General features: G+C 43.2%; 25 protein-coding genes. 20 read left to right on the forward strand and 5 right to left on the reverse strand.

What is annotated here, in order from left to right; all coding sequences use genetic code 11:
- Nucleotides 1–73 precede the first annotated feature (73 nt).
- Nucleotides 74–1,708, forward strand: a complete 1,635-nt coding sequence (locus ACFO0S_RS12490; RefSeq protein ID WP_378142430.1) for a putative polysaccharide biosynthesis protein — start codon at nucleotides 74–76, stop codon at nucleotides 1,706–1,708.
- Entirely contained in the window at nucleotides 1,708–2,412 is a 705-nt protein-coding gene (locus ACFO0S_RS12495) for a pseudouridine synthase (RefSeq protein ID WP_378142431.1), read from the forward strand. The genes ACFO0S_RS12490 and ACFO0S_RS12495 overlap by 1 nt, the downstream gene beginning before the upstream one ends.
- Before the next feature lie 61 nt (nucleotides 2,413–2,473).
- Here ACFO0S_RS12495 and ACFO0S_RS12500 read toward each other — a convergent pair whose 3' ends face one another.
- Nucleotides 2,474–2,695 (reverse strand): DeoR family transcriptional regulator, encoded by a 222-nt coding sequence (locus ACFO0S_RS12500; protein ID WP_094944012.1) that lies wholly within the window; start codon nucleotides 2,693–2,695, stop codon nucleotides 2,474–2,476.
- A 223-nt stretch (nucleotides 2,696–2,918) separates the two neighbouring features.
- Between ACFO0S_RS12500 and pepV the strand changes: the two genes are divergently transcribed.
- Genes pepV through ACFO0S_RS12530 form a run of 6 tightly spaced genes read left to right on the forward strand, consistent with a single transcriptional unit; the run spans nucleotide 2,919 to nucleotide 8,134 of the window.
- Nucleotides 2,919–4,313 carry a dipeptidase PepV gene (gene pepV / locus ACFO0S_RS12505; protein ID WP_378142432.1) on the forward strand — a complete coding sequence of 465 codons (1,395 nt, stop codon included), beginning with the start codon at nucleotides 2,919–2,921 and terminating at the stop codon, nucleotides 4,311–4,313.
- 3 nt (nucleotides 4,314–4,316) lie between these two features.
- A complete protein-coding gene (gene dat, locus ACFO0S_RS12510) occupies nucleotides 4,317–5,168 on the forward strand; it encodes a D-amino-acid transaminase (protein WP_378142433.1) in 852 nt (283 codons plus the stop codon).
- Nucleotides 5,161–5,700, forward strand: coding sequence for an RNA 2',3'-cyclic phosphodiesterase (thpR, locus tag ACFO0S_RS12515; protein WP_378142434.1), 540 nt, complete (start codon nucleotides 5,161–5,163; stop codon nucleotides 5,698–5,700). Before dat ends, thpR begins: the two co-directional genes overlap by 8 nt.
- Nucleotides 5,701–6,627 carry a diacylglycerol/lipid kinase family protein gene (locus ACFO0S_RS12520; protein WP_378142435.1) on the forward strand — a complete coding sequence of 309 codons (927 nt, stop codon included), beginning with the start codon at nucleotides 5,701–5,703 and terminating at the stop codon, nucleotides 6,625–6,627.
- A gap of 6 nt (nucleotides 6,628–6,633) precedes the next feature.
- Nucleotides 6,634–7,275, forward strand: coding sequence for a tRNA (guanosine(46)-N7)-methyltransferase TrmB (gene trmB / locus ACFO0S_RS12525; RefSeq protein ID WP_378142436.1), 642 nt, complete (start codon nucleotides 6,634–6,636; stop codon nucleotides 7,273–7,275).
- A 10-nt stretch (nucleotides 7,276–7,285) separates the two neighbouring features.
- A complete protein-coding gene (locus ACFO0S_RS12530; RefSeq protein ID WP_378142437.1) occupies nucleotides 7,286–8,134 on the forward strand; it encodes a YtnP family quorum-quenching lactonase in 849 nt (282 codons plus the stop codon).
- Nucleotides 8,135–8,681: 547 nt separating this feature from the next.
- Here the strand turns inward: ACFO0S_RS12530 and ACFO0S_RS12535 are convergent.
- Complete coding sequence (locus ACFO0S_RS12535; protein WP_378142438.1) at nucleotides 8,682–8,999, reverse strand: PepSY domain-containing protein; 318 nt, start codon at nucleotides 8,997–8,999, stop codon at nucleotides 8,682–8,684.
- A 168-nt stretch (nucleotides 9,000–9,167) separates the two neighbouring features.
- On the opposite strand from ACFO0S_RS12535, the gene ACFO0S_RS12540 reads away from it, so the two are divergent.
- The 12 genes from ACFO0S_RS12540 to ccpA all read left to right on the forward strand — a co-directional run bounded on the left by ACFO0S_RS12540 (nucleotide 9,168) and on the right by ccpA (nucleotide 20,579).
- Entirely contained in the window at nucleotides 9,168–10,241 is a 1,074-nt protein-coding gene (locus ACFO0S_RS12540) for a M42 family metallopeptidase (protein WP_378142439.1), read from the forward strand.
- Between the two features lie 36 nt (nucleotides 10,242–10,277).
- Entirely contained in the window at nucleotides 10,278–10,799 is a 522-nt protein-coding gene (locus ACFO0S_RS12545) for a DUF84 family protein (RefSeq protein WP_378142440.1), read from the forward strand.
- 59 nt (nucleotides 10,800–10,858) lie between these two features.
- Nucleotides 10,859–11,386 carry a hypothetical protein gene (locus ACFO0S_RS12550; protein WP_378142441.1) on the forward strand — a complete coding sequence of 176 codons (528 nt, stop codon included), beginning with the start codon at nucleotides 10,859–10,861 and terminating at the stop codon, nucleotides 11,384–11,386.
- Nucleotides 11,383–11,697, forward strand: coding sequence for a thioredoxin family protein (locus ACFO0S_RS12555; protein WP_378142442.1), 315 nt, complete (start codon nucleotides 11,383–11,385; stop codon nucleotides 11,695–11,697). Before ACFO0S_RS12550 ends, ACFO0S_RS12555 begins: the two co-directional genes overlap by 4 nt.
- A 36-nt stretch (nucleotides 11,698–11,733) precedes the next feature.
- The gene (locus ACFO0S_RS12560; protein ID WP_378142443.1) at nucleotides 11,734–12,543 is read left to right on the forward strand and encodes a DUF1444 family protein; all 810 of its coding nucleotides are present in this window, start codon (nucleotides 11,734–11,736) and stop codon (nucleotides 12,541–12,543) included.
- A complete protein-coding gene (gene ytpR, locus ACFO0S_RS12565; RefSeq protein WP_378142444.1) occupies nucleotides 12,544–13,164 on the forward strand; it encodes a YtpR family tRNA-binding protein in 621 nt (206 codons plus the stop codon).
- 129 nt (nucleotides 13,165–13,293) lie between these two features.
- The gene (locus ACFO0S_RS12570) at nucleotides 13,294–15,528 is read left to right on the forward strand and encodes a DNA translocase FtsK (RefSeq protein ID WP_378142445.1); all 2,235 of its coding nucleotides are present in this window, start codon (nucleotides 13,294–13,296) and stop codon (nucleotides 15,526–15,528) included.
- 23 nt (nucleotides 15,529–15,551) lie between these two features.
- Complete coding sequence (murC, locus tag ACFO0S_RS12575) at nucleotides 15,552–16,847, forward strand: UDP-N-acetylmuramate--L-alanine ligase (RefSeq protein ID WP_378142446.1); 1,296 nt, start codon at nucleotides 15,552–15,554, stop codon at nucleotides 16,845–16,847.
- Nucleotides 16,848–17,006: 159 nt separating this feature from the next.
- Complete coding sequence (locus ACFO0S_RS12580) at nucleotides 17,007–17,495, forward strand: DUF948 domain-containing protein (protein ID WP_378142447.1); 489 nt, start codon at nucleotides 17,007–17,009, stop codon at nucleotides 17,493–17,495.
- A 14-nt stretch (nucleotides 17,496–17,509) separates the two neighbouring features.
- A complete protein-coding gene (locus ACFO0S_RS12585) occupies nucleotides 17,510–18,079 on the forward strand; it encodes a YtxH domain-containing protein (protein ID WP_378142448.1) in 570 nt (189 codons plus the stop codon).
- Between the two features lie 271 nt (nucleotides 18,080–18,350).
- Nucleotides 18,351–19,436 carry a bifunctional 3-deoxy-7-phosphoheptulonate synthase/chorismate mutase gene (locus tag ACFO0S_RS12590; RefSeq protein WP_378142449.1) on the forward strand — a complete coding sequence of 362 codons (1,086 nt, stop codon included), beginning with the start codon at nucleotides 18,351–18,353 and terminating at the stop codon, nucleotides 19,434–19,436.
- A gap of 141 nt (nucleotides 19,437–19,577) precedes the next feature.
- Entirely contained in the window at nucleotides 19,578–20,579 is a 1,002-nt protein-coding gene (gene ccpA, locus ACFO0S_RS12595; protein ID WP_378142450.1) for a catabolite control protein A, read from the forward strand.
- A 37-nt stretch (nucleotides 20,580–20,616) separates the two neighbouring features.
- On the opposite strand, the gene ACFO0S_RS12600 is transcribed toward ccpA, so the two are convergent.
- The 3 genes from ACFO0S_RS12600 to ACFO0S_RS12610 are packed head-to-tail and all read right to left on the reverse strand — an operon-like array spanning nucleotide 20,617 to nucleotide 23,069.
- Complete coding sequence (locus tag ACFO0S_RS12600) at nucleotides 20,617–21,807, reverse strand: acetoin utilization protein AcuC (RefSeq protein ID WP_378142451.1); 1,191 nt, start codon at nucleotides 21,805–21,807, stop codon at nucleotides 20,617–20,619.
- Complete coding sequence (locus tag ACFO0S_RS12605; RefSeq protein WP_378142452.1) at nucleotides 21,783–22,424, reverse strand: acetoin utilization AcuB family protein; 642 nt, start codon at nucleotides 22,422–22,424, stop codon at nucleotides 21,783–21,785. The genes ACFO0S_RS12600 and ACFO0S_RS12605 overlap by 25 nt, the downstream gene beginning before the upstream one ends.
- Before the next feature lie 12 nt (nucleotides 22,425–22,436).
- A complete protein-coding gene (locus ACFO0S_RS12610; protein WP_378142453.1) occupies nucleotides 22,437–23,069 on the reverse strand; it encodes a GNAT family N-acetyltransferase in 633 nt (210 codons plus the stop codon).
- Nucleotides 23,070–23,193 lie beyond the last annotated feature (124 nt).

Genomic DNA, 23,193 nt, shown 5'->3' on the forward strand with positions numbered 1-23,193 from the left:
GTATACAGCATTGAGGTTTTCAATGAGGAGATGTAAACTGAAAGATAGACATTTTGCAGATGGGAAGATGACAATGGCAGGAAATTTGCTTAAAGGCACCATGATTTTAACGCTGGGGCTCGTGCTCTCACGAATTCTCGGCGTCTTATATGTAATTCCGTTTTATCAATTGATTGGAGAAGAGTACGTCGTTCTTTATCAGTACGCATATGTTCCTTATACAATTATGCTGGCGATTGCTGTTTCCGGCGTTCCCGTAGCTGTATCCAAGTTTGTATCCAAATATAATGCGATGGGCGATTATGCGACCGGACGCAAGCTTGTGAAATCCAGCGGACTTATCATGTTGATTACCGGTTTTGTTGGCTTTTTAGTTCTCTTCTTTTTAGCAGAACCACTTGCTCATGTAGTGATGAAAGAAAATGCAGATCCTACTAAACCAATGCCATTCACTGTAGATGATGTAGCAACGGTTATTAAATACGTCAGTTTTGCGGTTATTGTTGTGCCAGCAATGAGCTTGGTACGTGGCTTCTTTCAAGGCTACCAGCATATGACCCCAACGGCTGTCTCTCAATTAATTGAACAGATCATTCGCATTGCTGTTTTATTGGTCGGTGCATTTGTTGTTGTAAAACTCATAGGCGGGACGGAGAAGACAGCGGTCTCCTTTGCGGTATTTGCAGCGTTTATTGGCGCCATTGCGAGTATGGGTGTGCTTGCGTGGTACTGGAAAAAGCTAAAACCGGAATTTGATGCCCAAATGCATCAAACCGGAACGGTTACATCAGATCACTCATTGAAATCAATCTATAAAGAAATGCTAATTTATACAGTGCCATTCGCACTTGTAGGCGTTATTAATCCACTGTTCCAGTTTGTCGATATGATCACGTTTAACAATGCGATGGTGTCGATTGGGGTAGATGCAGCCGACTCCCAAACGCTACTCGGAATGCTGAACTTTTCGGCCCATAAACTCGTGATGATTCCGGTCATGCTTGCAATGGGGTTTGCCATGACGCTTATCCCACTTATTACAACATATTATGCGAAAGAGGACACGGCCGGACTGACACGATCACTCAATCAAACGTTCCAAGTCCTAACGTTCCTAACATTACCGGCAGCTCTAGGAATTTCCGTCCTAGCGTATGAATTTTACACGGTTTTCTATGAAGCGAGTGAAACTGGGTCCTCTATCCTGGCATTCTATGCACCTGTCGCCATGCTGTTCGCCTTGTATCCTGTGACAACTGCGATTTTACAGGGAATCGATAAGCAAAAACTCATTATTTTGAATCTAATGATTGGAATCTTGGTGAAGATGGTATTGAATGTCCCGTTGATTAAGCTCTTTGAAACGAACGGAGCGATTTTAGCGACTGCGATTGGGTATATCACCGCTATCACATTAAACTTTATTGTGATTCGCTACTACTTGGATTATCAGACAAAAATGCTCTTTAGAAGACTGTTACTCATTGTAGCGTTGACCGCTGTCATGTTGCTTCTCGCGTTTGGAGTGAAAGAAGCCTTAGAACTGTTCCTAAATCCGGACTCGAAACTCCAAGCACTCATTATTATTTTTGTATCGGCTGGTGTTGGAGCTGCGTTTTACGGGTTGGTCAGCTTGAAGCTGGGCCTTGCGCAAAAACTATTTGGTGAGCGACTCACACGTATCACACGAAAGTTGGGAATCATATAATGCGAATGGATAAATTTTTAGCCAATATGGGCTTTGGTACACGTAAAGAAGTCAAGCAGTTGATTAAGTCGAAAGCCGTCACCTTGAATGAAGAAACGGTGAAAGATAGTGGCAAACAGTTTGACCCGGAAGCGGATATTGTCCGGGTGTATCGGGATGTGGTCGCTTACAAACCATTCTTGTATTTGATGCTCAATAAGCCTTCAGGCGTGATCTCTGCTACAGAAGATTATAAAGAGAGTACGGTCATTGATTTACTCGATGCGGATGTGCGTCATTATGATTTGCATCCGGTCGGTCGTCTTGATAAAGATACAGTGGGACTGCTTCTATTAACGAACGATGGAGATTTGACACATCAACTGCTTTCTCCAAAAAAGAAAGTGCCTAAGAAATACTATGCGCATATTGAAGGGCAAGTAACCGATGCAGATGTTGCTGCTTTTGCAAAAGGCGTCACTTTAGATGACGGCTATGAGACTAAACCAGGAAAGTTGACCATTTTAGAAAGTGCCTCTGAGTCAGTCATCGAACTCGTCATTACGGAAGGGAAGTTCCACCAAGTAAAACGAATGTTCGAAGCCGTCGGAAAGAAAGTCGTTTATTTGAAACGACTGGAGATGGGAAGTTTACGACTTGATGAGTCTCTACAAGAGGGAGACTACCGGGAACTGACTCAAGAAGAACTCGAACACTTATACTAATCAAGAAAAGAGAGGCTCTCCGCAATTGGAAAGCCTCTCTTTATTCGTAGATGTCTTGCGCCTAAGATGGAATTTTAACTCGTTTGTTCGTCGTTGTCCATTTTCCTCTAACAGGGCTGATGACTAGGTCATTAAATGCAAGCACGTTCAAATCCCGTTGAATCGTGCGAGGAGTGATGCCAAATTCATCGACTAAATCTTGCGTTGTCACGGTTCCGTTCTCACGGATGAACATGTACATATCTTTAATTCGATTGAGCATCCGATCAGTAGTTGGTTTCATTCGTAACCACTCCTTCTTATCGTATCCTTGACTCGACTAGCGGACGATGCATAAAACGGTTAACTGGCTGGTTCAGACAACCCCTTTTAAAATTCTATTATTATCTGACAATTCCATTATAACGACAATAAGCATTTTTTTCTAGAAAATTTATCGAATTTACAAAACCTTTACGTCATTTCGGTGTAGAATAGAAGCATTAAACTGCGCAAGGAGGCACGATATGAACTGGCAAGAACTTGTCTTAGAACGTAAAGATGAATTGCTTCAAGAACTTCAGCAACTGATACAAATCGAAAGTGTATTGGATGAATCGAATGCGACAGAAGAGTACCCATTCGGACCAAAACCTGCAGAAGCTCTAGCCTATTTGTTACAAAAAGGTGCTGAGCAAGGGATGAAAATCAAAAATGTGGATAACTTCGCAGGTCATATCGAGATGGGCGAAGGGAACGAACTAATCGGTATTTTAGGTCATGTAGATGTTGTGCCAGCTGGAGAAGGCTGGTCAGTTCCTCCATTCGAAGGACGCATCGTGGACTCAAAAATGATTGGTCGGGGAACGATAGATGATAAGGGACCGACAATAGCAGCATGGATGGCTATGAAACTTGTCAAAGACGCCGGTATTTCACTCGAGCGCCGCGTGCGGTTAATTATTGGAACAGACGAAGAGAGTGGCTTCCGCTGCGTACGTCGCTACTTCGAAACGGAAGAAATGCCGACACTTGGATTTGCTCCAGATGCCGACTTTCCTATTATTAATGCGGAAAAAGGCATTGCAGGCATCGAACTAAAACAACAGGCCTCTTTTGAATCAAGCAAGTTGCTTCTCTTCCAATCAGGAGAGCGCACAAACATGGTTCCTGATGAAGCCAGTGCACTGATTCAACTGCCTTTAGACGATGTAAACGAAAGTTTCCATGAATTTTTACACACCCACAAGTTGAGCGGGAAAGCACTAGATATGGATGGAAAAACGTCTCTCCTTCTTTATGGGAAATCAGCGCATGCCATGGAACCGGATCACGGAGTGAATGCAGCCATCAAGCTTGCTGAATTTTTGACGACTCTTGAACTGGACGGACAAGGAAATACCTTTATAGCAACGCTCGTCCACGCATTTGCAAGCAATTCGCGTGGAAAAGACTTTGATGGCTATTTTGCGGATGATATGTCAGGAGAAACCACGTACAATGCTGGCATTGTCCAATTTGCAAAAGAAGAAGGTTTTACAATTAAGGTGAGTATGCGCTATTCGGTCAGTTGCCCATTTGATGAAGTCATGGAACGGATTACGAACCACTTTAAGCAGCGAGATGTCGAGGTACGTGTAGCCTCAAATTCGGCGCCTCATTATGTCGACAAGTCAGATGAATTGATTCAATCGTTATCGAGGGTTTATGAACGTCAGACCGGTCACAAGGCAGAATTAGTAGCCATCGGCGGCGGGACATATGCTCGTGTTCTTAAAAAAGGGGTTGCGTTTGGCATGTTGTTCCCAGGCGAACCAGACGTTGCCCATCAAGCAGATGAATTTGTGAATATCGATAATTTGTTAAAAGCCACCGCGATTTATGCAGATGCGATTGCAGAACTTGCAGGAAAGAGGGAATAGACAATGGAAAAAGTGTTATGGAATGATCAACTAACAACGCGTGACGAAGTGAAAATCGGAATAGAAGACAGAGGTTACCAATTTGGTGATGGGATCTATGAAGTGATCAAAGTATATGGTGGAGACGTCTTTACGGCAACCGAGCATATTGACCGGTTCTATTCAAGTGCAGAAAAAATTGCTATGGCCCTTCCGTATACAAAAGATGTGCTGCATCATTTAATTCATCAGCTAATAGAAGAAAATGAACTCGAGAACGGTATCGTCTATCTTCAAGCAACACGTGGCGATTCCCCACGAAACCATCCGTATCCGAATCCAGCCGTCGAAGCTGTTTTGACCGGGTATACGCGTGAAACAAAGCGCCCACTTGCGGAGCTAGAGGCCGGAGTACCAGTTATTCTTATTGAAGACATTCGCTGGTTACGTTGTGATATTAAATCACTGAATTTACTCGGTAACGTCATGGCGAAGCAACAAGCGGTTGAAAAAGGCTGCTTTGAAGCGGTACAACACCGAGGGGATGTCATCACAGAAGGTTCTTCTTCCAATGCATTCGGAATTAAAGACGGAACGCTGTACACGCACCCAACGACAAACCTGATTCTGAACGGGATTACACGACAAGTCATTCTCGATTGTTGCAAAGAGATCGGTCTTCCTGTGGTGGAAGAAGCGTTCACTGTGGAGCAAGCGAAACAAATGGATGAATTCTTTATTTCTTCGACAGGAATTGAAGTGATGCCTGTAATCAAGTTAGATGATCATGTCGTTGGAAATGGCACTCCAGGAGAATGGACGCGCAAGCTTCAACACGCGTTTGAAGCGAAGTTGCCACGAAAACTCTATGTCTAATTTTCACTATTGTGTTGGCTTGTTCGTACCGGATGAGATAAAAGCCTATTTACGTACGATTCAAAAAGAATTAGATCTCGAAAATTATTACCGGAGGCTAACCCATGCGGATGATTTTCATATCACCTTATCGTTTATTGGTGAAATGAAGGAGGAAAATCTGCTAGCTCTTCAAAATCAACTAGCCCAACTCACATTTCCTGAGATGACATTCCGCTTGACGGATATAAAAGGCTTTGGAAGCGGACATCCTCCGCGTGTCGTTTATGCAGGCGTTGAAACGCAACCTACACTTGAAAAATTGGAGGAGGACGTGTACCGTGTGACATCACAGTATCAAGCGGACCGAAAATCACCTTTTGTACCGCATATCACGCTTGCCAAGCGGGTGAGACATGCAGATGAGGTCCAGTTCTCAGGAAAACTTGAAGGGGAGTGGACAGCTCAGGAGATGTCGCTATTTCGAGTGCATAAAGGGAAGCAACCAAGTTATGAGAGCATTGCAACGTTCGATGGTAAAGGTGAAGTGTAAATGAAATCTGTAACAGTCATTATTAATCCGGTGGCGGGGAACGGGCGGGCACTTAAAAAGTGGCAAAACCTACAACCGTCTCTACCGGAAGCAACTGTGTATTATTCAGAATACCCGCGCCATGCTGTTTCGATAGCGAAAAATCTGGTGAAAGAGAAGATCGCCAGATTAGTTATTGTCATTGGCGGCGACGGGACAGTTCATGAAGTGATTGAAGGAACAAAAGGGGCACCTTGGATAGAAGTGGTAGCTGTCTCTGCAGGAAGTGGCAATGATTTTGGTCGCACGTTCACAACGGTTGACTCCTTAGAAGATATTCAAGATTTTGTTGAGACGTCTGCACCGGTCAAACAGATGCGCATCGGACGAATGCACACTTCCCCTAAAGAAATGGTCTTTATCAATAACTCAGGATACGGATTTGATGCGAAGGTCGTCTATGAAGCGAACCAATCGATTTGGAAGAAGAGACTGAACCGTTTTGGACTAGGGAAAGTCGTCTATTATGGGCTCGTTGTGAGGGAATTGGTCACGTACCAGCCGACTTCGTTACAGTTGAAAGTCGACGATGAGAATCATACATTTCACGATGTATGGTTCGTTGTCGTCTGTAACCAAGCGTATTTTGGTGGAGGTATGAAAATATCGCCTCATTCCAATCCGGAAGACGATTTCCTGGAGGCTACGGTTGTCTCGGGCATTTCCCGGTGGAAATTACTTGTGTTATTTGGTACGGTTTTCTTAGGCTGGCATACGAAGCTTGCGGCTGTAAAGCAGTTTTCAGGAACTCGATTTGAATTAACGACAAGTGCGCCGCTCATTGGACATGCTGATGGAGAATACTCCGGTCAGTTACTGCCAGGTGACGTGGCGGTTGCGACTTTATATCAAGAAACATGGGCCATGCCCATTCAGTCAGAAAGGTGAACTACTATGCGTTTACGTAACAAACCATGGGCTCAAGAGTATATCCAAGCCCATCCGGAAGTGGTCATTGCCAACCCGGAAGCACGAAAAGGAAAGTGGCACGAAGAATTTGGGAATTCGAATCCTGTACACGTCGAAGTCGGCACGGGGAAAGGCCAATTCGTGATTGGTATGGCCCAACAAAATCCACACATCAACTATATCGGTATCGAATTATATGATTCCGTAATCGTAGTCGCACTCGAGAAAGTGTTGGAGCAGGAAGCACTTCCGAACTTGCGTTTGTTGAATGTGAATGGAAAAGATTTGACGGAGTACTTTGAGAAGGGCGATATCCATCAAGTCTATTTGAATTTCTCAGATCCTTGGCCTAAGACACGTCATGCAAAACGCCGTTTAACGCATGCGAATTTCTTAACATTATATCGTGATTTAATGCCAGAAGGTGGAGAGGTCCACTTTAAGACGGATAATCGAGGACTTTTTGAATACTCATTGATAAGCACGACAGATTTTGGTATGCAGTTGAAGCTCGTTTCATTAGATCTTCATGCAGAAGAACCAGAGGAAAATGTGCGTACGGAATATGAGGAAAAGTTTGCTGCGAAAGGGCAGCCGATCTATCGGTTAGAAGCCAAATTTAAATAGGGGTGAAGGAATGGACACGTATCAATTTGGGGATTTTTCATTTACTTGGTTAAAAGGAGGAACGACGAACATGGACGGGGGTGCCATGTTCGGTGTCGTCCCAAAAGCACTATGGTCAAAGCGCTACCCTGTGAACGACAACAACCAGATCGAGTTACCATGTGACCCTCTGCTGATTCAAACAAATGGTCACAACATCTTGCTTGAATCCGGACTGAATTTTGGAAAGTTTGATGACAAGAAGAAGCGGAACTACGGCATCACCGATGAGTCTCGAGTCGAGGCACAGCTTGGGGAACTTGGATTAACCGCAGCGGATATCGATATAATTATGATGACACATCTGCATTTTGATCACGCTTCCGGACTGACGACATTAGAACAAGATGGATCGTATTCATCGACATTCCCAAATGCCAAGATTTTTGTATCGGAAGTGGAATGGAACGAAATGAAGAATCCAAACATTCGCTCTCGCAATACATATTGGAAAGAAAACTGGCAGCCAATCGAAGGACAAGTGGTACCATTCACGGACTCGTCCGAAGTGATTCCTGGGATTGAAATGATTCATACTGGAGGCCACAGCAATGGCCACAGTATTGTGAAAATGGAGCAAAATGGTGAAACAATTATCCATTTTGCGGATTTGATGCCGACACATGCTCACCAAAGTCCGTTATGGGTGCTTGCGTATGACGATTACCCCATGACATCTGTCTTTACAAAAGACAAGTGGGTGCCGGAGCTACTTGAGAACGGCTACTGGGCAAGCTTCTATCACGATACATTTTACCGACTAGTGAAATGGTCGAAGGACGGGAAAGAGATTGTGGAGAGCGTGAAGCGCACGACTTAGATACATGAGTTCGAGTAAATAGTTTTAACATACTCCAGATGTTTTTATAACTATGTGATGATATAAAAGAATACGGTTGGATTGTGCAAATAGAGACGCACAATCTAATCGTATTCATTTTTTGTTGGCTAATATATCTTCCGGAGTGCAAAGCTACTTGGTAAAAGCATTATAGGGAAGTGTGCATCCATCCCACATTTATCAGTAGCACGAATTGTCGTGGGAAGAGATCTTAGAGTATTCTATATCTGGAAAGTTTCGCGTACACCAGTTGGCTTGATATTCGCACTAGTGAAGCTAGTATTCGCACCAGACAAGACGTTTTTCGCACCAGTCAACCAATTCAGCTAAGCTGCAGCTAAAATCGAAGCTTATTTAAAGGCGGAAACGCTCGTATATTTTCCAACGACATTCCCAAAGACAGTCTGCGAGATATTCGACGAGATACCCACGAATACAGTCCGCGAAAAACCCACGAATACAGACCTCGAAAAACCTACCAAAAAAGCCACAACCACCTAAGTGGTTGTGACTCCAAAATTCGCTTTTATGCCAACTGCTTAATCTCTAAAATCGTACCTGTCTTCGCATCCGCAGAGAACTCAAAGTTTTCTGTCACACCGTTTTTCATGCGGGAGATGCCGCCTTTAAAGACTTCCGTTTCGATTACACCGACATGAAACGGTTCGGTTTTCATATACACCCAAGATCCATCAATGGGGCCTTCTTTTTTAAATTCTGCCTTCACTTGCTCCAGGACCTGGTCCGCTGTCACACTGGGAATATACTTTGAAGCAGCCTGTGCTGCGACCACGCCAATCACTACGCCAGTTCCTAATCCCATCATATAATCACGAATTTTCATAGTCATATCCTCCTCGACAATCTGTTTATGGGTACAGTATATACTTTATTCACATGAATAAGAAACGAAAGCTATCTCAGGGCATTTCGGAATTCGAAAGAAACGATGGAATTTTCACGGTACATCCACTACAATAAAAGAAGAATGGTTGTGGAAGGGGAAATTGTCGTGAATGAACAAACACTTGAACTTTTTAAAACATTAACAGAGCTTCCGGGTACACCTGGAAATGAGCATCAGGTACGTAAATTTGTACGCTCTGAGCTTGAAAAATATGCAGACGATGTGATTCAAGATAACTTAGGCGGCATCTTCGGCGTGAAGAAAGGTCCGGAAAATAGCCCAAAGATTCTTGTCGCAGGTCATATGGATGAAGTAGGCTTTATGGTATCGTCCATCACAGAAAACGGTATGATTCGTTTCCAACCACTTGGGGGTTGGTGGAATCAAGTGATGCTCGCGCAACGCGTAGAGATTGTGACGCGTGAAAAAACAATTCCGGGTGTCATCGGATCGATTCCACCTCATTTATTAAGTGAAGAAGTACGTAACAAGCCGATGGATATTAAAAATATGTTGATTGATGTCGGTGCAGATGACAAAGCAGACGTGGCTTCAATGGGTATCCGACCAGGAGATCAAATCGTCCCAGTGTGTCCGTTTACTCCGATGGCTAACCCGAAAAAAATTATGGCGAAAGCTTGGGATAACCGGTACGGAGTAGGTCTTGCGATTGAATTATTGAAAGAGCTGAAAGACGAGCAGCTACCGAACCAGTTGTTTTCTGGAGCAAATGTGATGGAAGAAGTTGGCCTGCGTGGTGCACAGGCTTCTGCAACGATGATTAAACCGGATCTCTTCTTTGCACTAGATGCAAGCCCAGCCAATGATGCGTCAGGTAATAAAAATGAATTTGGGCAACTTGGTAAAGGCACATTGTTACGAATTCTTGACCGCTCGATGGTGACACACCGCGGCATGCGCGAGTTTGTCCTCGATACTGCGGAAACGCATAAGATCCCGTATCAATACTTTATTTCCCAAGGTGGAACGGACGCAGGACGTGTCCATACAGCAAATGAAGGTGTGCCAAGTGCGGTAATCGGGATTTGTTCACGTTACATTCACACGGCAGCTTCGATTATTCATACAGATGACTATGCAGCAGCAAAAGAACTTCTCGTGAAGCTCGTAAAATCAGCAGATGCCACGACTTTAAAAACAATTAAAGAAAACGTCTAAGTGTCCTTCGGGGCACTTTCTTTTTGGAGGAATCTTATGAAAATTGTCATTGGGACGACTAATAAAGCAAAGATAAGTGCAGTCCGTGAAGCTTTTCTGAAAGTAGGGATTATGGCGGAATTTCACGGAGTAGAAGCGAATTCCCTCGTATCGGCACAGCCATTGAACGATGAAGAGACCGTAAAAGGCGCAATCAATCGTGCAAAAGATACCTTGAAGAAAGAACAAGGAGACTTAGGGATTGGCTTAGAAGGCGGCGTCAAATGGGTGAATGAAACGCTCTACTTATGTAACTGGGGAGCCATGGTAACTCGCAGCGGACACCTGTATACAGCTACTGGTGCGGGCCTTCCACTTCCGCCAGAGATTGAGATGGGCATAAAAAAAGGTCACGAACTGGGACCGCTGATGGATGTCTATACGAATCAAAAGGGAATCCGGCATCACGAAGGGGCGATTGGTATTTTTACAAATGGACTCATTACCCGCAGTGATATGTTCGAACATGTGGTCATTCAGTTAATTGGCCAGTGGCAGCGTGAAAATTCAGTTGTTTGATTGTTTGGACTGTGTTCGTTACAATAGAAGGCAGGGAATTTTTGATTGGAGGAAAAGAAATGTTGAAAAGAAGGTGGCAATCATTCCTTGCCCCAGTAGCAGCCCTGTTCCTATTAACGGCATGTTCATCACCGGAAGAGCAAGCGGCGGAAGGTGTGCGTGCTGCAGTTGAGCACATTGAAAATGAACCAGAGTCGCCGAATGAAAAAGTAGGAGAGCAATCCATTTTCTTGCCAAGCGGTTTTTCAGTAGAAGCAGGCAGTGAAGCACCGAATTTCTTACTCCAAAAAGGCAATGACACGTACGTGCTATTTATAAATGAAAATGAACCGGCGACAAGCCGTCTATATTATGATTTACTCGTTTCCGATCCATCGAAGACGATTATCGAAGAACAGACAAATGAACTGAGTGATCAGTTCGCCTTTGCAGCTGTTGTGAAGCATGCAAAAGACCAATTTGAATTGATTGTCAGTCGCGGAGGCGTCAAATTATCTACCGTTACAGACGATTCACGCATTAATCAAAAATTACAAGATATGATGACGATTGTTCACTCGTATCAAACTGAGGAGGATACCCCATGATCACATTGCAATCCAAAGAACAATTTGAGGATTTAAAAAAAGGGAACACGGTCTTTTTGTTTACAGCTGGCTGGTGTCCAGATTGTACTTTTATCGACCCCTTCATGCCGGAAGTCGAAGAGAAGTTTTCAAGCTTTACGTTTGTTTCCGTTGACCGTGACGAATTTATCGACATCTGCCAAGAGATGGATGTATTCGGGATTCCAAGCTTCATCGTCTTTGAACAAGGCAAAGAAACGAAACGCTTTGTCAGCAAAGACCGTAAGACGCAACAACAAATTGAAGAATTTTTAGACGGTTCACTTGCGTGAGCCTTTTCTATTTGAATGAAAGAAGGAGGAGCTGAATTGAAGCCACTTGAATTGATTGCTCGCTTAAAAACAGCTTTACCTGAAGAAACCTATCACTACTCCTACAATCGGGAAACGAATATTCTAAAACTTACGCATATATCGCTTAACCGAAAACTAGACTTATCTTTAGGGCCTGTCATTGCGAAATATGGGAAAAAAAATCAAGTAGCGATTGATGAAGTCGTTTATATGATTCGAGAGACGTTTGAAGCGATGGAAGCGGAAGCAAAGCAAGAGATTTTTGATAAAAAATCTATTTTTCCAATAATCCGGTCGACATCCTTTGCCAAAGAATCAAAGCAAAAAATTCCATTCATCACAAAAGAACATACAGCTGAGACACGTGTCTACTACGCGCTTGACCTAGGCACGACCTACCGTCTTATTGATGATGACATCTTACAGAAGCTCAACATGTCTGAACAAGAGGTCAAGGAATCCGCATTATTTCAATTGCGTAAGTTGCCTACTACCTTTAAAATAGACGAAGTTGCAGGTAATCAATTTTATTTCTTTAACGCAAATGATGGCTACGATGCGAGCCGTATTTTAAATGATAAATTGTTACAAGAAATGAAAGCCAAGATTCAAGGAGAAATGACAGTTTCCGTTCCGCACCAAGACGTCCTTATCATCGGCGATATTCGTAACGACCAAGGGTATGATATTTTGGCGCAAATGACGATGCATTTCTTTACGGTTGGGATTGTACCGATTACATCGCTCTCTTTTTTATATGAAGAAGGCGAGCTTGAACCGATTTTTATTCTCGGGAAAAATGCGATTCAAAAGGAGAACAACTAAATGCGCGTGTTTTACAATACGAAAGGAATTGGAGATGTTCTGCTTGTAGAACTATCTCATTCAACCCCAAAAGAAGTAACAACCGAACGCTTTGGGGATATTACCCTCATTTCCGATGCAGAAACGAAAGAAGCATTGGCTCTTAATATGTTCTGCTTCTCAAACTACGAAAAATTGCCAAGTACAGGCATCGTCGAAGTGACACCAGAATTAGTGGACAAGTTGCAATCAATTGTCGACCGCAGCGACGTACCACTCGAACTGAATGTCGACTTCTCACCCAAATTTGTTGTCGGGTATGTGAAAGAGCTAACTGCTCACCCGGATGCGGATAAATTGCGCGTCGCAACGGTGGATATAGGAAGCAAAGAGTTACAAATCGTTTGTGGGGCTCCGAATATTGAACAAGGTCAATCTGTGATTGTTGCGAAAGTCGGGGCTGTGATGCCATCTGGATTAGAAATCAAAGATGCCGTTCTGCGCGGCGTGCCGTCTTCTGGCATGATTTGTTCAGCGAAGGAACTTGATCTTCCGAACGCCCCACAGGAAAAAGGAATTTTAGTCGTTGACGGTGGCTATGCTCCTGGCACACCTCTTGAAGCTCTTTCGATTGAATTATAAGACCTACGAACCAGATAGTGACGCTCACTATCTGGCTTTTTTATGTGGAATGCACCATCTATTGAAATTCCTACAGACGAAGGCGTAGATTCTTGATAAAATGGAAGGATAGAAAGGATGAAATCGTCCATGGAATGGTTAAAACGTATATTCCGTCAAGAAGAAGAACCAGAGGGTCACGTAGAGGAATATGTGGAGCTACCACAGACTGCTAAAAAACCACCTTTTCGTTTTCCTCTCATTTCTGACGAAGAAAAAGCATACTTGTTGCAATCGACACACCAGTCGGTTGATCAATCTTACATAGCACCATCAAAATCAACAGCAGCGTATAAAGAAGAAACGTACTTCAAGCCTCCTCGTGTCTATTCCGAACCCATACGCCAAGAAGTAAAACCAGTCACCAAATCAATAGCTTCACCGAATTCGCGAAAACGATATGTACCAAGTGTCGTACCCTCACCTGTATACGGCTTGAAGCCAGAAGCAGCAACGTTGACGGGACCTACTCGCACGATGCGAACGTCTCACTATGATTGGTCGGAAGCGCAAAAGCAAGAAGTGCAAGAGCAAGTAGTGGAAGAACAACAAGTTCAGCCACCAGCTGAAGAGCAATTAGCTACTCCAGAACCTGCCATTTACAAAGAGGCTCAACTAGACGATGCGTGGATCAATCCGGTTGTGATGGATGTAACACAAACGAATCTTCCGGAAGAGCCAGCGATTGAGAAAGAAGATGTAGTTGAGAAGATTGAAGAACCAATTGTTGAGGGACCAAAACTGGAAGAGCCAAAAGAAAAAATCAAACCATTTAACGTGATGATGCTTTCGTCTGATAAGAAAAAATGGAATGAAAAGCAACAACAAAATTCGATTGTAGAAGAACCACCTACAGAACAACTGAAATCAAAAGAAGGGTCACCTAGAACGGAAGCAGTGACAGTAGCTCCAGTAAGAAGCTATGCGATGCCAAACGCCAACTTCTTACACACACCTGATCATCAGCACGATGATTATGAATGGATGCAGCAACAAGCTGATCATCTTGTGGAAGCCCTTGCGCACTTCCAGATTCAAGCGGAAATCGTGGATATTGTTCAAGGACCTGCAGTGACTCAGTTTGAATTAACCGTCGGCCAAGGAACAAAAGTCAGTAAGATTCGCAATCTGACGGATGATTTGAAACTCGCGCTCGCTGCGAAAGACATTCGTATCCAGGCACCTATTCCAGGTCGCCGTTCGATTGGGATTGAAATTCCAAACCGGAAGTCACGAGCAGTCCAACTCGCAGAAGTAGTGGAATCGGCTGCGTTTAAGCAAGCAGAGTCCCCTCTTGAAGTGGCAATGGGCTTAGATCTCCATGGACAGCCTGTCACAATGGATCTTCGCAAGATGCCCCACGGATTAATTGCAGGAGCAACCGGCTCTGGGAAATCGGTCTTTATCAATTCTTTACTGATCAGTTTACTGTATAAAGCTTCTCCATCGGATTTGAAATTGTTACTCATTGATCCGAAAATGGTAGAGCTTGCCCCTTTTAATCACATTCCGCATTTAATTAGTCCGGTAATTACGGACGTCAAAGCGGCCTCTGCTTCATTAAAGTGGGCAGTAGAGGAAATGGAACGTCGTTATCAGTTATTTGCACATACAGGCGTTCGAGATATTAACCGCTTTAATCAGCAGGCGATGCAAGCAGGGGAGTACAACAAAAAACTTCCGTTCATCGTTATTGTCATTGATGAGTTAGCCGATATGATGATGGCGGCTCCACAAGACGTGGAAGATGCCATCTGTCGCATTGCGCAAAAAGCACGTGCGTGTGGAATTCATTTGGTGCTCGCTACTCAGCGACCATCGGTGGACGTTATTACAGGCCTCATCAAATCGAATGTGCCCACACGAATTGCCTTTGCTGTATCTTCTCAAATCGATTCGCGGACTATTCTCGATCAGCAAGGGGCCGAGCGCTTACTTGGAAAAGGAGACATGCTCTATCTGGGTAGCGGGATGGCTAGTCCGGTCCGGATTCAAGGTACCTATGTTTCCGATGAAGAAATTGACCGCATTATCGATCATGCGCGTGCGCAAGGAGAACCGGACTATATCTTTAAACAAGAAGACCTCATTGTCCGCGCAGTCGAAATTGAAGAACAAGATGAATTATTTGAAGAAGCTTGTCGCTTTATTATCGAACATGGCGCAGCGTCTACTTCGCTGTTGCAGAGAAAGTTTCATTTAGGCTATAATCGAGCAGCACGCCTGATGGATGCGATGGAACAAGCAGGCATTATCACATCCCAAAACGGCAGTAAACCACGTGAAGTATTAGTTACTGAAGATTTTTTACAGGAAATATTGTAAGCATAAGTTGAGGGGGATATGAGATGACAAGCTACCATTTTACAGGAATCAAAGGATCTGGAATGAGTTCACTTGCTCAGATCTTGCATGACGTAGGTCACCAGGTTCAAGGTTCAGATAAAGCCGAGTATTTCTTTACAGAAAAACCTCTTCATGAACGAGGCATACAAGTGTATGAGTTTGGTCAATCCAAATTAGAACCGGGCATGGTAGTGATTGCAGGGAATGCATATCCAGACACCCATCCAGAACTTGAAGAAGCACGGACACTCGGGCTCGAAATTATTCGTTACCATACGTTCTTAGGAGATTATATGAACCACTTTACATCGGTAGCTGTGACTGGTGCGCATGGGAAAACTTCTACTACAGGACTTTTATCGCATGTGTTGAATGTGTATTCGCCGACATCGTATTTAATTGGAGATGGAACAGGAAGTGGGATCGTCAATGCAGAGAACTTTGTGTTTGAAGCGTGTGAGTACCGACGCCACTTCCTGGCTTATCACCCGGATTATGCCGTAATGACGAATATTGATTTTGATCATCCTGATTACTTTACAAGCAAAGAAGATGTATTCCAAGCCTTCCAAGAGATGGCGAGTCAAGTGAAAAAAGCAATCTTTGCATGTGGAGATGATGAGGATCTGCAGCGCATTACCGCTACGGTTCCTGTGATCTATTATGGTCTAGATAAAGGAAACGATTTTCAAGCGACAAATATAGAAAAAACAACAGAAGGTACATCTTTTGACGTATTGATTCGGGAAGAATTTTATCATCGGTTCCATATTCCGATGTACGGAGACCATACGATTCAAAATGCACTAGCCGTGATTGGGCTTTGCCATTTTGAAAACATTCCAGCAGAAGCGGTTGCAGAAGGTCTTAGCTCATTCGGTGGCGTAAAACGACGGTTTACGGAAACAGTTATTGGTTCGCGTGTCCTTATTGACGATTATGCGCACCATCCTACTGAAATTAAGGCAACCATTCAGTCGGCTCGACAAAAATATCCGGAGAAAGAAGTTGTTGCCGTTTTCCAACCGCATACATTCTCACGTACGGCGAAGTTCTTAGGCGAGTTTGCGGATGCTCTGTCGCAAGCGGATACGGTGTATCTCTGTGAGATTTTTGCCTCTGCTCGAGAGACACAAGGAAAGTTAACTATTGCTGACTTACAATCCATTATCAAAGGAAGCACTATCATACAAGAAGAGGATGTCACCCCCCTTTTACAACATGAAAACGCCGTCTATCTGTTCATGGGAGCAGGAGACGTTCAGAAATTCCAACAATCGTTTGAAACACATTTATAAGATGGAAACTGCGCCTTTGGTGCGGTTTTCTTTTTGTTTTCCTTGCAGGAAATTCAAAAGAAAGGGAGAATAGGAATATAGGAGTACATGCGTTTAGTTTTTTTTGAGCAGGGTATAGCTAAACTAGCGATGCTTCATCTATTTAAAGGAGGAAACCACATGGAGAATTTACTCTACATAGCTGCCATCATTGCGGCAGTTGGCTTTTTGATTCTCTGTATCAGTCTCGCTGTTACTTTCTTCTCCGTGAAGAAAACATTAGCAAATGTAGCTGTCACAGTAGAACATCTCGATTCAAACTTACAAGATATGACGAAAGAAACAGCTCTCCTTTTACACAAAACCAATGCGTTAACTGAGGATATCCAATATAAATCTTCTCAGCTAAACGGTCTTGTCACTTCTGTGAAAGGGTTTGGTGATACGGTGAACCAGTTTAACCATTCGATGCAACGTATCACGAGCTCAGTTACAAATGAAGTAGAACGTAACGAAGACAAGATTGCACAAGTTGTTCAGTGGAGCAATGTCGTACTCAGCATTCGCGACCAGTGGAAAGAACGTAAATCATTAGAAGAAGCTGGTTACTACACGTACAAAGCGAAACAAACGAAACAAGAAGACCCGAACTACCGATCAACATTATAAGAGGAGGAAACAACATGTCAAACTACTCAAATAAACCAAATTACGGTGAAAGCCGCAAAAACAATACGGAATACTATGATCACGAGGCTTCTTATGCTACACAAGGCGAAACATTTTACGCACCACAAAATTATACGTCTCAACATGATATCTACAGAGAAGATTCTGCAGGAAAAGACTTCTTATTAGGAGCTATCGTTGGGGGAATTATTGGTGCAGCGACAGCGTTGTTACTTGCTCCAAAAACAGGTACGGAGTTACGTGGAACAATTTCTGAACAAGCGACAACATTAAAAGACAAGTCTTCTGATCTTTCCCAAGCTGCGAAAACAAAAACTACGGATTTCTCGAAAAAAGTCTCTGAGCAATCCAACCAGCTGTTAAGCAAAGTAAAGAAAAATCAAACACCTCCAATGGATGATGGAACAGCCTCTTCAGAAGGTGAAGAAGAAATCGATGTCATTGGCACAGTTTCAAACACTATAGATGAGTCAGACACCTCAGATACAGTCGTAGGAGAAGCTTTCTCTGATGCAATTGCTGAGAAAAAAGAAGATGACTCAAACGACAACAAATTAAACTAATCTGGGATTTGAAACAGCGAAGCTGCAGTAAAGGGCTCCGCTGTTTTTTTTTAGTATGAAATACTTTTTTGAAACAACCTTGAATTCCGTTAGTTAAACCTTGCTAATTCTAGCTTTGTAAACTTGTTTTTTACCATTTAAAACTTCAATGAGTTGAAGCGCTAAATTATTTTTCGTGACAAGTCCGACATCATTCCTTATAATAGACAGTATCTCGAAAATACAATACAATTTTCAGAAATTCCAAGCGACATAGGAGAGGAGCCTTATCATGAGTCAATCAGAACTAGAAACGTTAAGAGGCCGCGTAGATGAACTGAATAGTGAAATTTTGAAACTAATCAATGAACGTGCGGTTGTCGTACAAGAAATAGGACGCGTCAAAGAAAAGTCAGGTGTCAATCGTTACGATCCTCTTCGTGAACGCACGATGCTAGATCTTTTAAAAGAATCCAATCATGGTCCACTTCCTCAATCAACAGTGGAACATATTTTCAAAGAGATTTTTAAAACAGCACTTGAACTACAAGTGGATGATCAAAAGAAAGCTCTACTTGTCTCACGTAAGAAAAAAGCAGAAGATACTATTGTGACTGTGAACGGCGAGCCAATTGGACAAGGGAAGCCATCATTTGTGTTCGGTCCTTGTGCAGTAGAATCGTATACGCAAGTGGCAGAAGTCGCTGCTTCTATGCAGTCTAAAGGATTGAAGCTTATCCGCGGTGGAGCATACAAACCACGTACATCTCCTTACGATTTCCAAGGCTTAGGATTAGAAGGTTTGAAAATCTTAAAACAAATCTCAAAAGAATATAACTTAGGTGTCGTTTCTGAAATCGTGACACCAGGTCACTTAGAAGAAGCACTTGAATATATCGATGTCATTCAAGTCGGTGCACGGAACATGCAAAACTTCGAGTTACTTAAAGCAGTAGGTTCTGTGAATAAGCCAGTCTTACTTAAGCGCGGAATTTCTGCCACACTTGATGAGTTTGTACATGCGGCAGAGTACATCATGTCTCAAGGTAATGATCAAATCATTCTATGTGAACGAGGAATTCGCACATATGAGAAAGCAACACGTAACACGTTGGATATCTCAGCTGTACCAATTTTAAAACAAGAAACACATTTACCTGTCTTTGTAGATGTTACGCATTCGACTGGACGCCGTGATATCTTGCTTCCAGCTGCGAAAGCCGCACTAGCGATTGGGGCGGATGGTGTCATGGCAGAAGTGCATCCGGATCCAGCTGTTGCCTTATCAGATCAAGCGCAGCAAATGAACTTAAAGCAGTTTGATGAGTTTTACGAGTCCATCCAAAAATTCATGAATACTCACCATATTCACGCGTAATGGAAAGCACCCTGAGGGGTGCTTTTTCAATGGAGTTAAATGGTAATGATTTACTTTCAAAAATGGCCATGAAATAATAATTCAATCAAGAAAAAGTAGTGTATACTAAATGAAACAACCGTATTGTGGAGGGGAAAAACTATGACTGTCACCATTTATGATGTCGCACGCGAAGCCAATGTATCGATGGCAACGGTTTCACGTGTTGTCAATGGAAATCAAAACGTCAAACCTGCAACAAGGCAAAAAGTATTAGCGGTCATTGAACGCTTAGACTATCGTCCTAATGCCGTCGCCAGAGGATTGGCAAGCAAAAAGACGAAAACTGTTGGCGTCATCATTCCGGATATTTCGAATGTTTTTTATGCAGAGCTAGTTCGCGGAATTGAAGACATTGCAACGATGTATCGATACAATATCATTTTAACGAATTCCGACCAACAACCGATGAAAGAAGCCCAACTTCTTTCGACACTCCTTAGTAAACAAGTGGATGGCGTCGTGCTCATGAGTGATCAGTTGTCCGAGGAACTGCGTGAAGAAATGAAGCGTTCTTCTATTCCGATTGTGCTTGCAGGAACGTTGGATCAAACATCGGATACACCTTCTGTGAATATTGAATACCATGAAGCAGCCGTAGAAGCAGTGGAACGATTGATTCGCAATGGTCACACGCGTATTGCCTATGTGACAGGGTCGCTGAAATCGTCGATTAACCGCCTTCACAAGTTGACGGGTTACGAAAAAGCGTTAGATGCAGCGAATATCGAAATCGATTCTGATTTAGTTGTTGAAGTTAACAATACGTATGAAGAAGGAATTCGCGCGTTCGAGCAACTTCAATCGTTGAAACAACCCCCAACTGCTTATTTTGCGGGGAATGATGAAATTGCTATTGGTATTTTACAAGGGGCAAAAGATGCAGACTTAGATGTACCAGGGGATATTGAAATCATTAGTTTCGAAGATTCGAAGCTAACCCGTATGGTTCGTCCACAGTTGACAAGTATTGCCATGCCTCTTTATGACATTGGTGCGGTTTCCATGCGTCTCTTAACGAAGTTTATGAACAATGAAAAAGTTGAAGACAACTCTGTCATTCTTCCGTATCGTCTAGAAGAACGACAATCCGTCAAACAATAAACAAGCAGCACTTCTCCAAAGTGGGGAAGTGCTGCTTTTATTCGGTCGTCGATAATTTACGTTCATTTCGAATAATGTACAATGCTTTTTCAAGCATTTGATGGTTCTTTTCTTCTATTTCTCCTTTACGAGGAATTGCTTCATAGAGAGGAGAGGGATCTTCCCATGTAGGAATAAGTGGAACAGGGCTCTCTTCTTGCCAAGATGCAAGCCATTCTTCAGGAAGTTTTCCTGTTGGAGCAGGTTGTTTGGTCATCTCCATCCAGATAAGTGACCACGCACGAGGAACGACGCGCCAAATGTCATAACCACCACCACCTACAGCAATCCACTTGCCATCACAATACTCATGGGCAAGTTCATGGGCAAGTTTCGGGATCTCTCTGTAAATTTCTATCGTGCCATATAAGTGCGTCAGTGGATCAAAATAATGGGCATCTACTCCATTTTGAGTCAGAATCACATCCGGTTTGAAATGCTCAATAATCTCCCGGAAGGCTGTTCTATAGATTTCTAAAAACGATTTGTCTTCTGTAAACGCATCGATGGGAAAATTGAAGGCAGTCCCATAACCTTCACCCGAGCCGCGCTCTGTAATATTTCCGGTCCCAGGGAACAAATACCGACCCGTTTCATGAATAGAAATGGTACAGACATTTGGGTCATCATAAAAACACCACTGTACACCGTCTCCATGGTGCGCATCAGTATCGATATAAAGGACGCGCGCATTATATTTTTTCTGCATATACCGAATCGCTACCGAACTATCATTGTAGACACAAAATCCAGAGGCTTTTCCTCGGAAGCCGTGATGTAGACCACCCCCGAGGTTTAAAGCGTGCTGCGCTTTCCCTTCCATGACATAATCCACCGCCGTCAAGGTACTACCTACAAGGCGAGCGCTCGCTAAATGCATATCGACAAAGAGTGGGGTATCTTCGGTGCCTATCCCGTATGGCTCAAATTCCTCCGGATTACATTCCGGAAGGCTGGCTCGTTTCACTGCATCTATGTATCGTTCATCATGTGCCAGTGCCAGTTCTTCATCTGTTGCCAGACGAGGAGATACGATTTGGTTATCTGAAAGCGCATTCATTTTTCTGAGTAAATCGACCGTTAAGGTCAATCGTTTTTGGTTGAAGGGATGTGTCTCGGAAAATTTGTAGCCTAGCTGATCTTCCGAGTAGATAAACACCGCTTCTACAGGTTCGGCTGGCTTGGCCATAACACTTCAAACCCTTCCTTTTCAAGTGCCGAGACCAGTTTGAGTGGATTGATGGTTTTAACACGAATGACCAGTACTTTGTAGGTCTCATCTCTTTTATCTGGATAAACTAAGACAGACAGTACGTTAATTTTAAATTCGTAGAACACTTTGGACACTTCAAACAAGACACCTGATTTATTTGGTACGCGAATCTCTAATTGAGACCCTGGTTGATGAACTCCTGTGAGCTCGATAAATTTATATAGCATATCGGATTCCGTAATCATGCCTACCAGTTTGCCCTTGCTGACAATAGGGAGACAGCCAATACGATTGTCGTAAAAAATGGTGGCTGTTTCCTCTACAAAGTCGAGGGGGTGACCAGTTATCGGATTCCGCGTCATGATTTTTTCAATGGGAGTTTCTAAAATGGAATGGTCATCACTTTCCAACAAATTTGAAGGCGTCGCTTGTTTGATATCGCGATCTGTAATGACACCAACCACTTGACGTTCTTCGTTAATGACAGCAATGTGACGAATCTGCTTTTCACGGAGCGTAGCCGCCGCTTTTTTTAACGTTTGATGCGGATAAAGCGTTGCTACGTCTTGATTCATAATTTCTTCAATCAGCAAAATGATTCCCTCCTAATACATAAAGCGGTTCATAAAACGAAGTTGGTCAAACTTTTGAACGGACTCTGCGTCTATTCGCGTGCCAATCCGTGCCATCAAGCAGTTAGCAGGGTGCGAACTAATTTCGGGGTCATCGGTTGCGTAGTATTCAAGTCCGCCGGCATTCATCATTTTTTCCATCACTTTGCGGTATTCCCATACATTAAGGCCTGTTCCTTTTAAGTCCCAATGCCAATAATATTCGGTCGTAATGATGATGTAATCATTCATCGCATCATCCATCATAGAAACTTTGAGTAAACTTTTTCCGACGCCGCTACCTCGGTACTTTGGAATGACTTCAATAGCTCCCAGTTCAATCAAGTTTTCCATATTTCCTTTTGACCATCGTTCAAGAGGGTCGGGATATAAGAACGTCGTATAACCAACAATCGTCGTTTGGTCTCGGACAATAATTAAGCGTCCTTCAGGTAATTTTGCAATCTCGATAATGGCTTTATGTTGCTGTTCTGGAACACGGAAGGCTTTTAAATCTTCATGGAAATGCAAATTTGCGATTTCTTTACTTGGAACCGGTCCTTCGACAATCACGGTTCCATGTTTCGTCTTCACTTCAATTGCATTGTAGGTCTTCTTGTGAATCACACCGACACCACCTTCGTTAGTCTATCCTACATTATACCTTAAACAACAGATAATGTGTGCGCTTTCATAAAACATTCAGAATAGTTGTACAAACGAAATGACTTTCGGTAAAATAAGGGGGTGA

Source organism: Chryseomicrobium palamuruense (assembly GCF_042649045.1).
GTDB classification, from domain to species: domain Bacteria; phylum Bacillota; class Bacilli; order Bacillales_A; family Planococcaceae; genus Chryseomicrobium; species Chryseomicrobium palamuruense.

What these genes read in the sequence shown, in the direction of transcription:
- ACFO0S_RS12600 (WP_378142451.1), bottom strand. Translation starts at nt 21,807, where the DNA reads ATGGCCAAGCCAGCCGAACCTGTAGAAGCGGTGTTTATCTACTCGGAA.
- pepV (WP_378142432.1), top strand. Translation starts at nt 2,919, where the DNA reads ATGAACTGGCAAGAACTTGTCTTAGAACGTAAAGATGAATTGCTTCAA.
- ACFO0S_RS12555 (WP_378142442.1), top strand. Translation starts at nt 11,383, where the DNA reads ATGATCACATTGCAATCCAAAGAACAATTTGAGGATTTAAAAAAAGGG.
- ACFO0S_RS12590 (WP_378142449.1), top strand. Translation starts at nt 18,351, where the DNA reads ATGAGTCAATCAGAACTAGAAACGTTAAGAGGCCGCGTAGATGAACTG.
- ytpR (WP_378142444.1), top strand. Translation starts at nt 12,544, where the DNA reads ATGCGCGTGTTTTACAATACGAAAGGAATTGGAGATGTTCTGCTTGTA.
- ACFO0S_RS12520 (WP_378142435.1), top strand. Translation starts at nt 5,701, where the DNA reads ATGAAATCTGTAACAGTCATTATTAATCCGGTGGCGGGGAACGGGCGG.
- dat (WP_378142433.1), top strand. Translation starts at nt 4,317, where the DNA reads ATGGAAAAAGTGTTATGGAATGATCAACTAACAACGCGTGACGAAGTG.
- ACFO0S_RS12570 (WP_378142445.1), top strand. Translation starts at nt 13,294, where the DNA reads ATGGAATGGTTAAAACGTATATTCCGTCAAGAAGAAGAACCAGAGGGT.
- ACFO0S_RS12530 (WP_378142437.1), top strand. Translation starts at nt 7,286, where the DNA reads ATGGACACGTATCAATTTGGGGATTTTTCATTTACTTGGTTAAAAGGA.
- murC (WP_378142446.1), top strand. Translation starts at nt 15,552, where the DNA reads ATGACAAGCTACCATTTTACAGGAATCAAAGGATCTGGAATGAGTTCA.
- ACFO0S_RS12550 (WP_378142441.1), top strand. Translation starts at nt 10,859, where the DNA reads ATGTTGAAAAGAAGGTGGCAATCATTCCTTGCCCCAGTAGCAGCCCTG.
- ACFO0S_RS12580 (WP_378142447.1), top strand. Translation starts at nt 17,007, where the DNA reads ATGGAGAATTTACTCTACATAGCTGCCATCATTGCGGCAGTTGGCTTT.
- thpR (WP_378142434.1), top strand. Translation starts at nt 5,161, where the DNA reads ATGTCTAATTTTCACTATTGTGTTGGCTTGTTCGTACCGGATGAGATA.
- ccpA (WP_378142450.1), top strand. Translation starts at nt 19,578, where the DNA reads ATGACTGTCACCATTTATGATGTCGCACGCGAAGCCAATGTATCGATG.
- ACFO0S_RS12500 (WP_094944012.1), bottom strand. Translation starts at nt 2,695, where the DNA reads ATGAAACCAACTACTGATCGGATGCTCAATCGAATTAAAGATATGTAC.
- ACFO0S_RS12495 (WP_378142431.1), top strand. Translation starts at nt 1,708, where the DNA reads ATGCGAATGGATAAATTTTTAGCCAATATGGGCTTTGGTACACGTAAA.
- ACFO0S_RS12585 (WP_378142448.1), top strand. Translation starts at nt 17,510, where the DNA reads ATGTCAAACTACTCAAATAAACCAAATTACGGTGAAAGCCGCAAAAAC.
- ACFO0S_RS12535 (WP_378142438.1), bottom strand. Translation starts at nt 8,999, where the DNA reads ATGAAAATTCGTGATTATATGATGGGATTAGGAACTGGCGTAGTGATT.
- ACFO0S_RS12545 (WP_378142440.1), top strand. Translation starts at nt 10,278, where the DNA reads ATGAAAATTGTCATTGGGACGACTAATAAAGCAAAGATAAGTGCAGTC.
- trmB (WP_378142436.1), top strand. Translation starts at nt 6,634, where the DNA reads ATGCGTTTACGTAACAAACCATGGGCTCAAGAGTATATCCAAGCCCAT.
- ACFO0S_RS12490 (WP_378142430.1), top strand. Translation starts at nt 74, where the DNA reads ATGGCAGGAAATTTGCTTAAAGGCACCATGATTTTAACGCTGGGGCTC.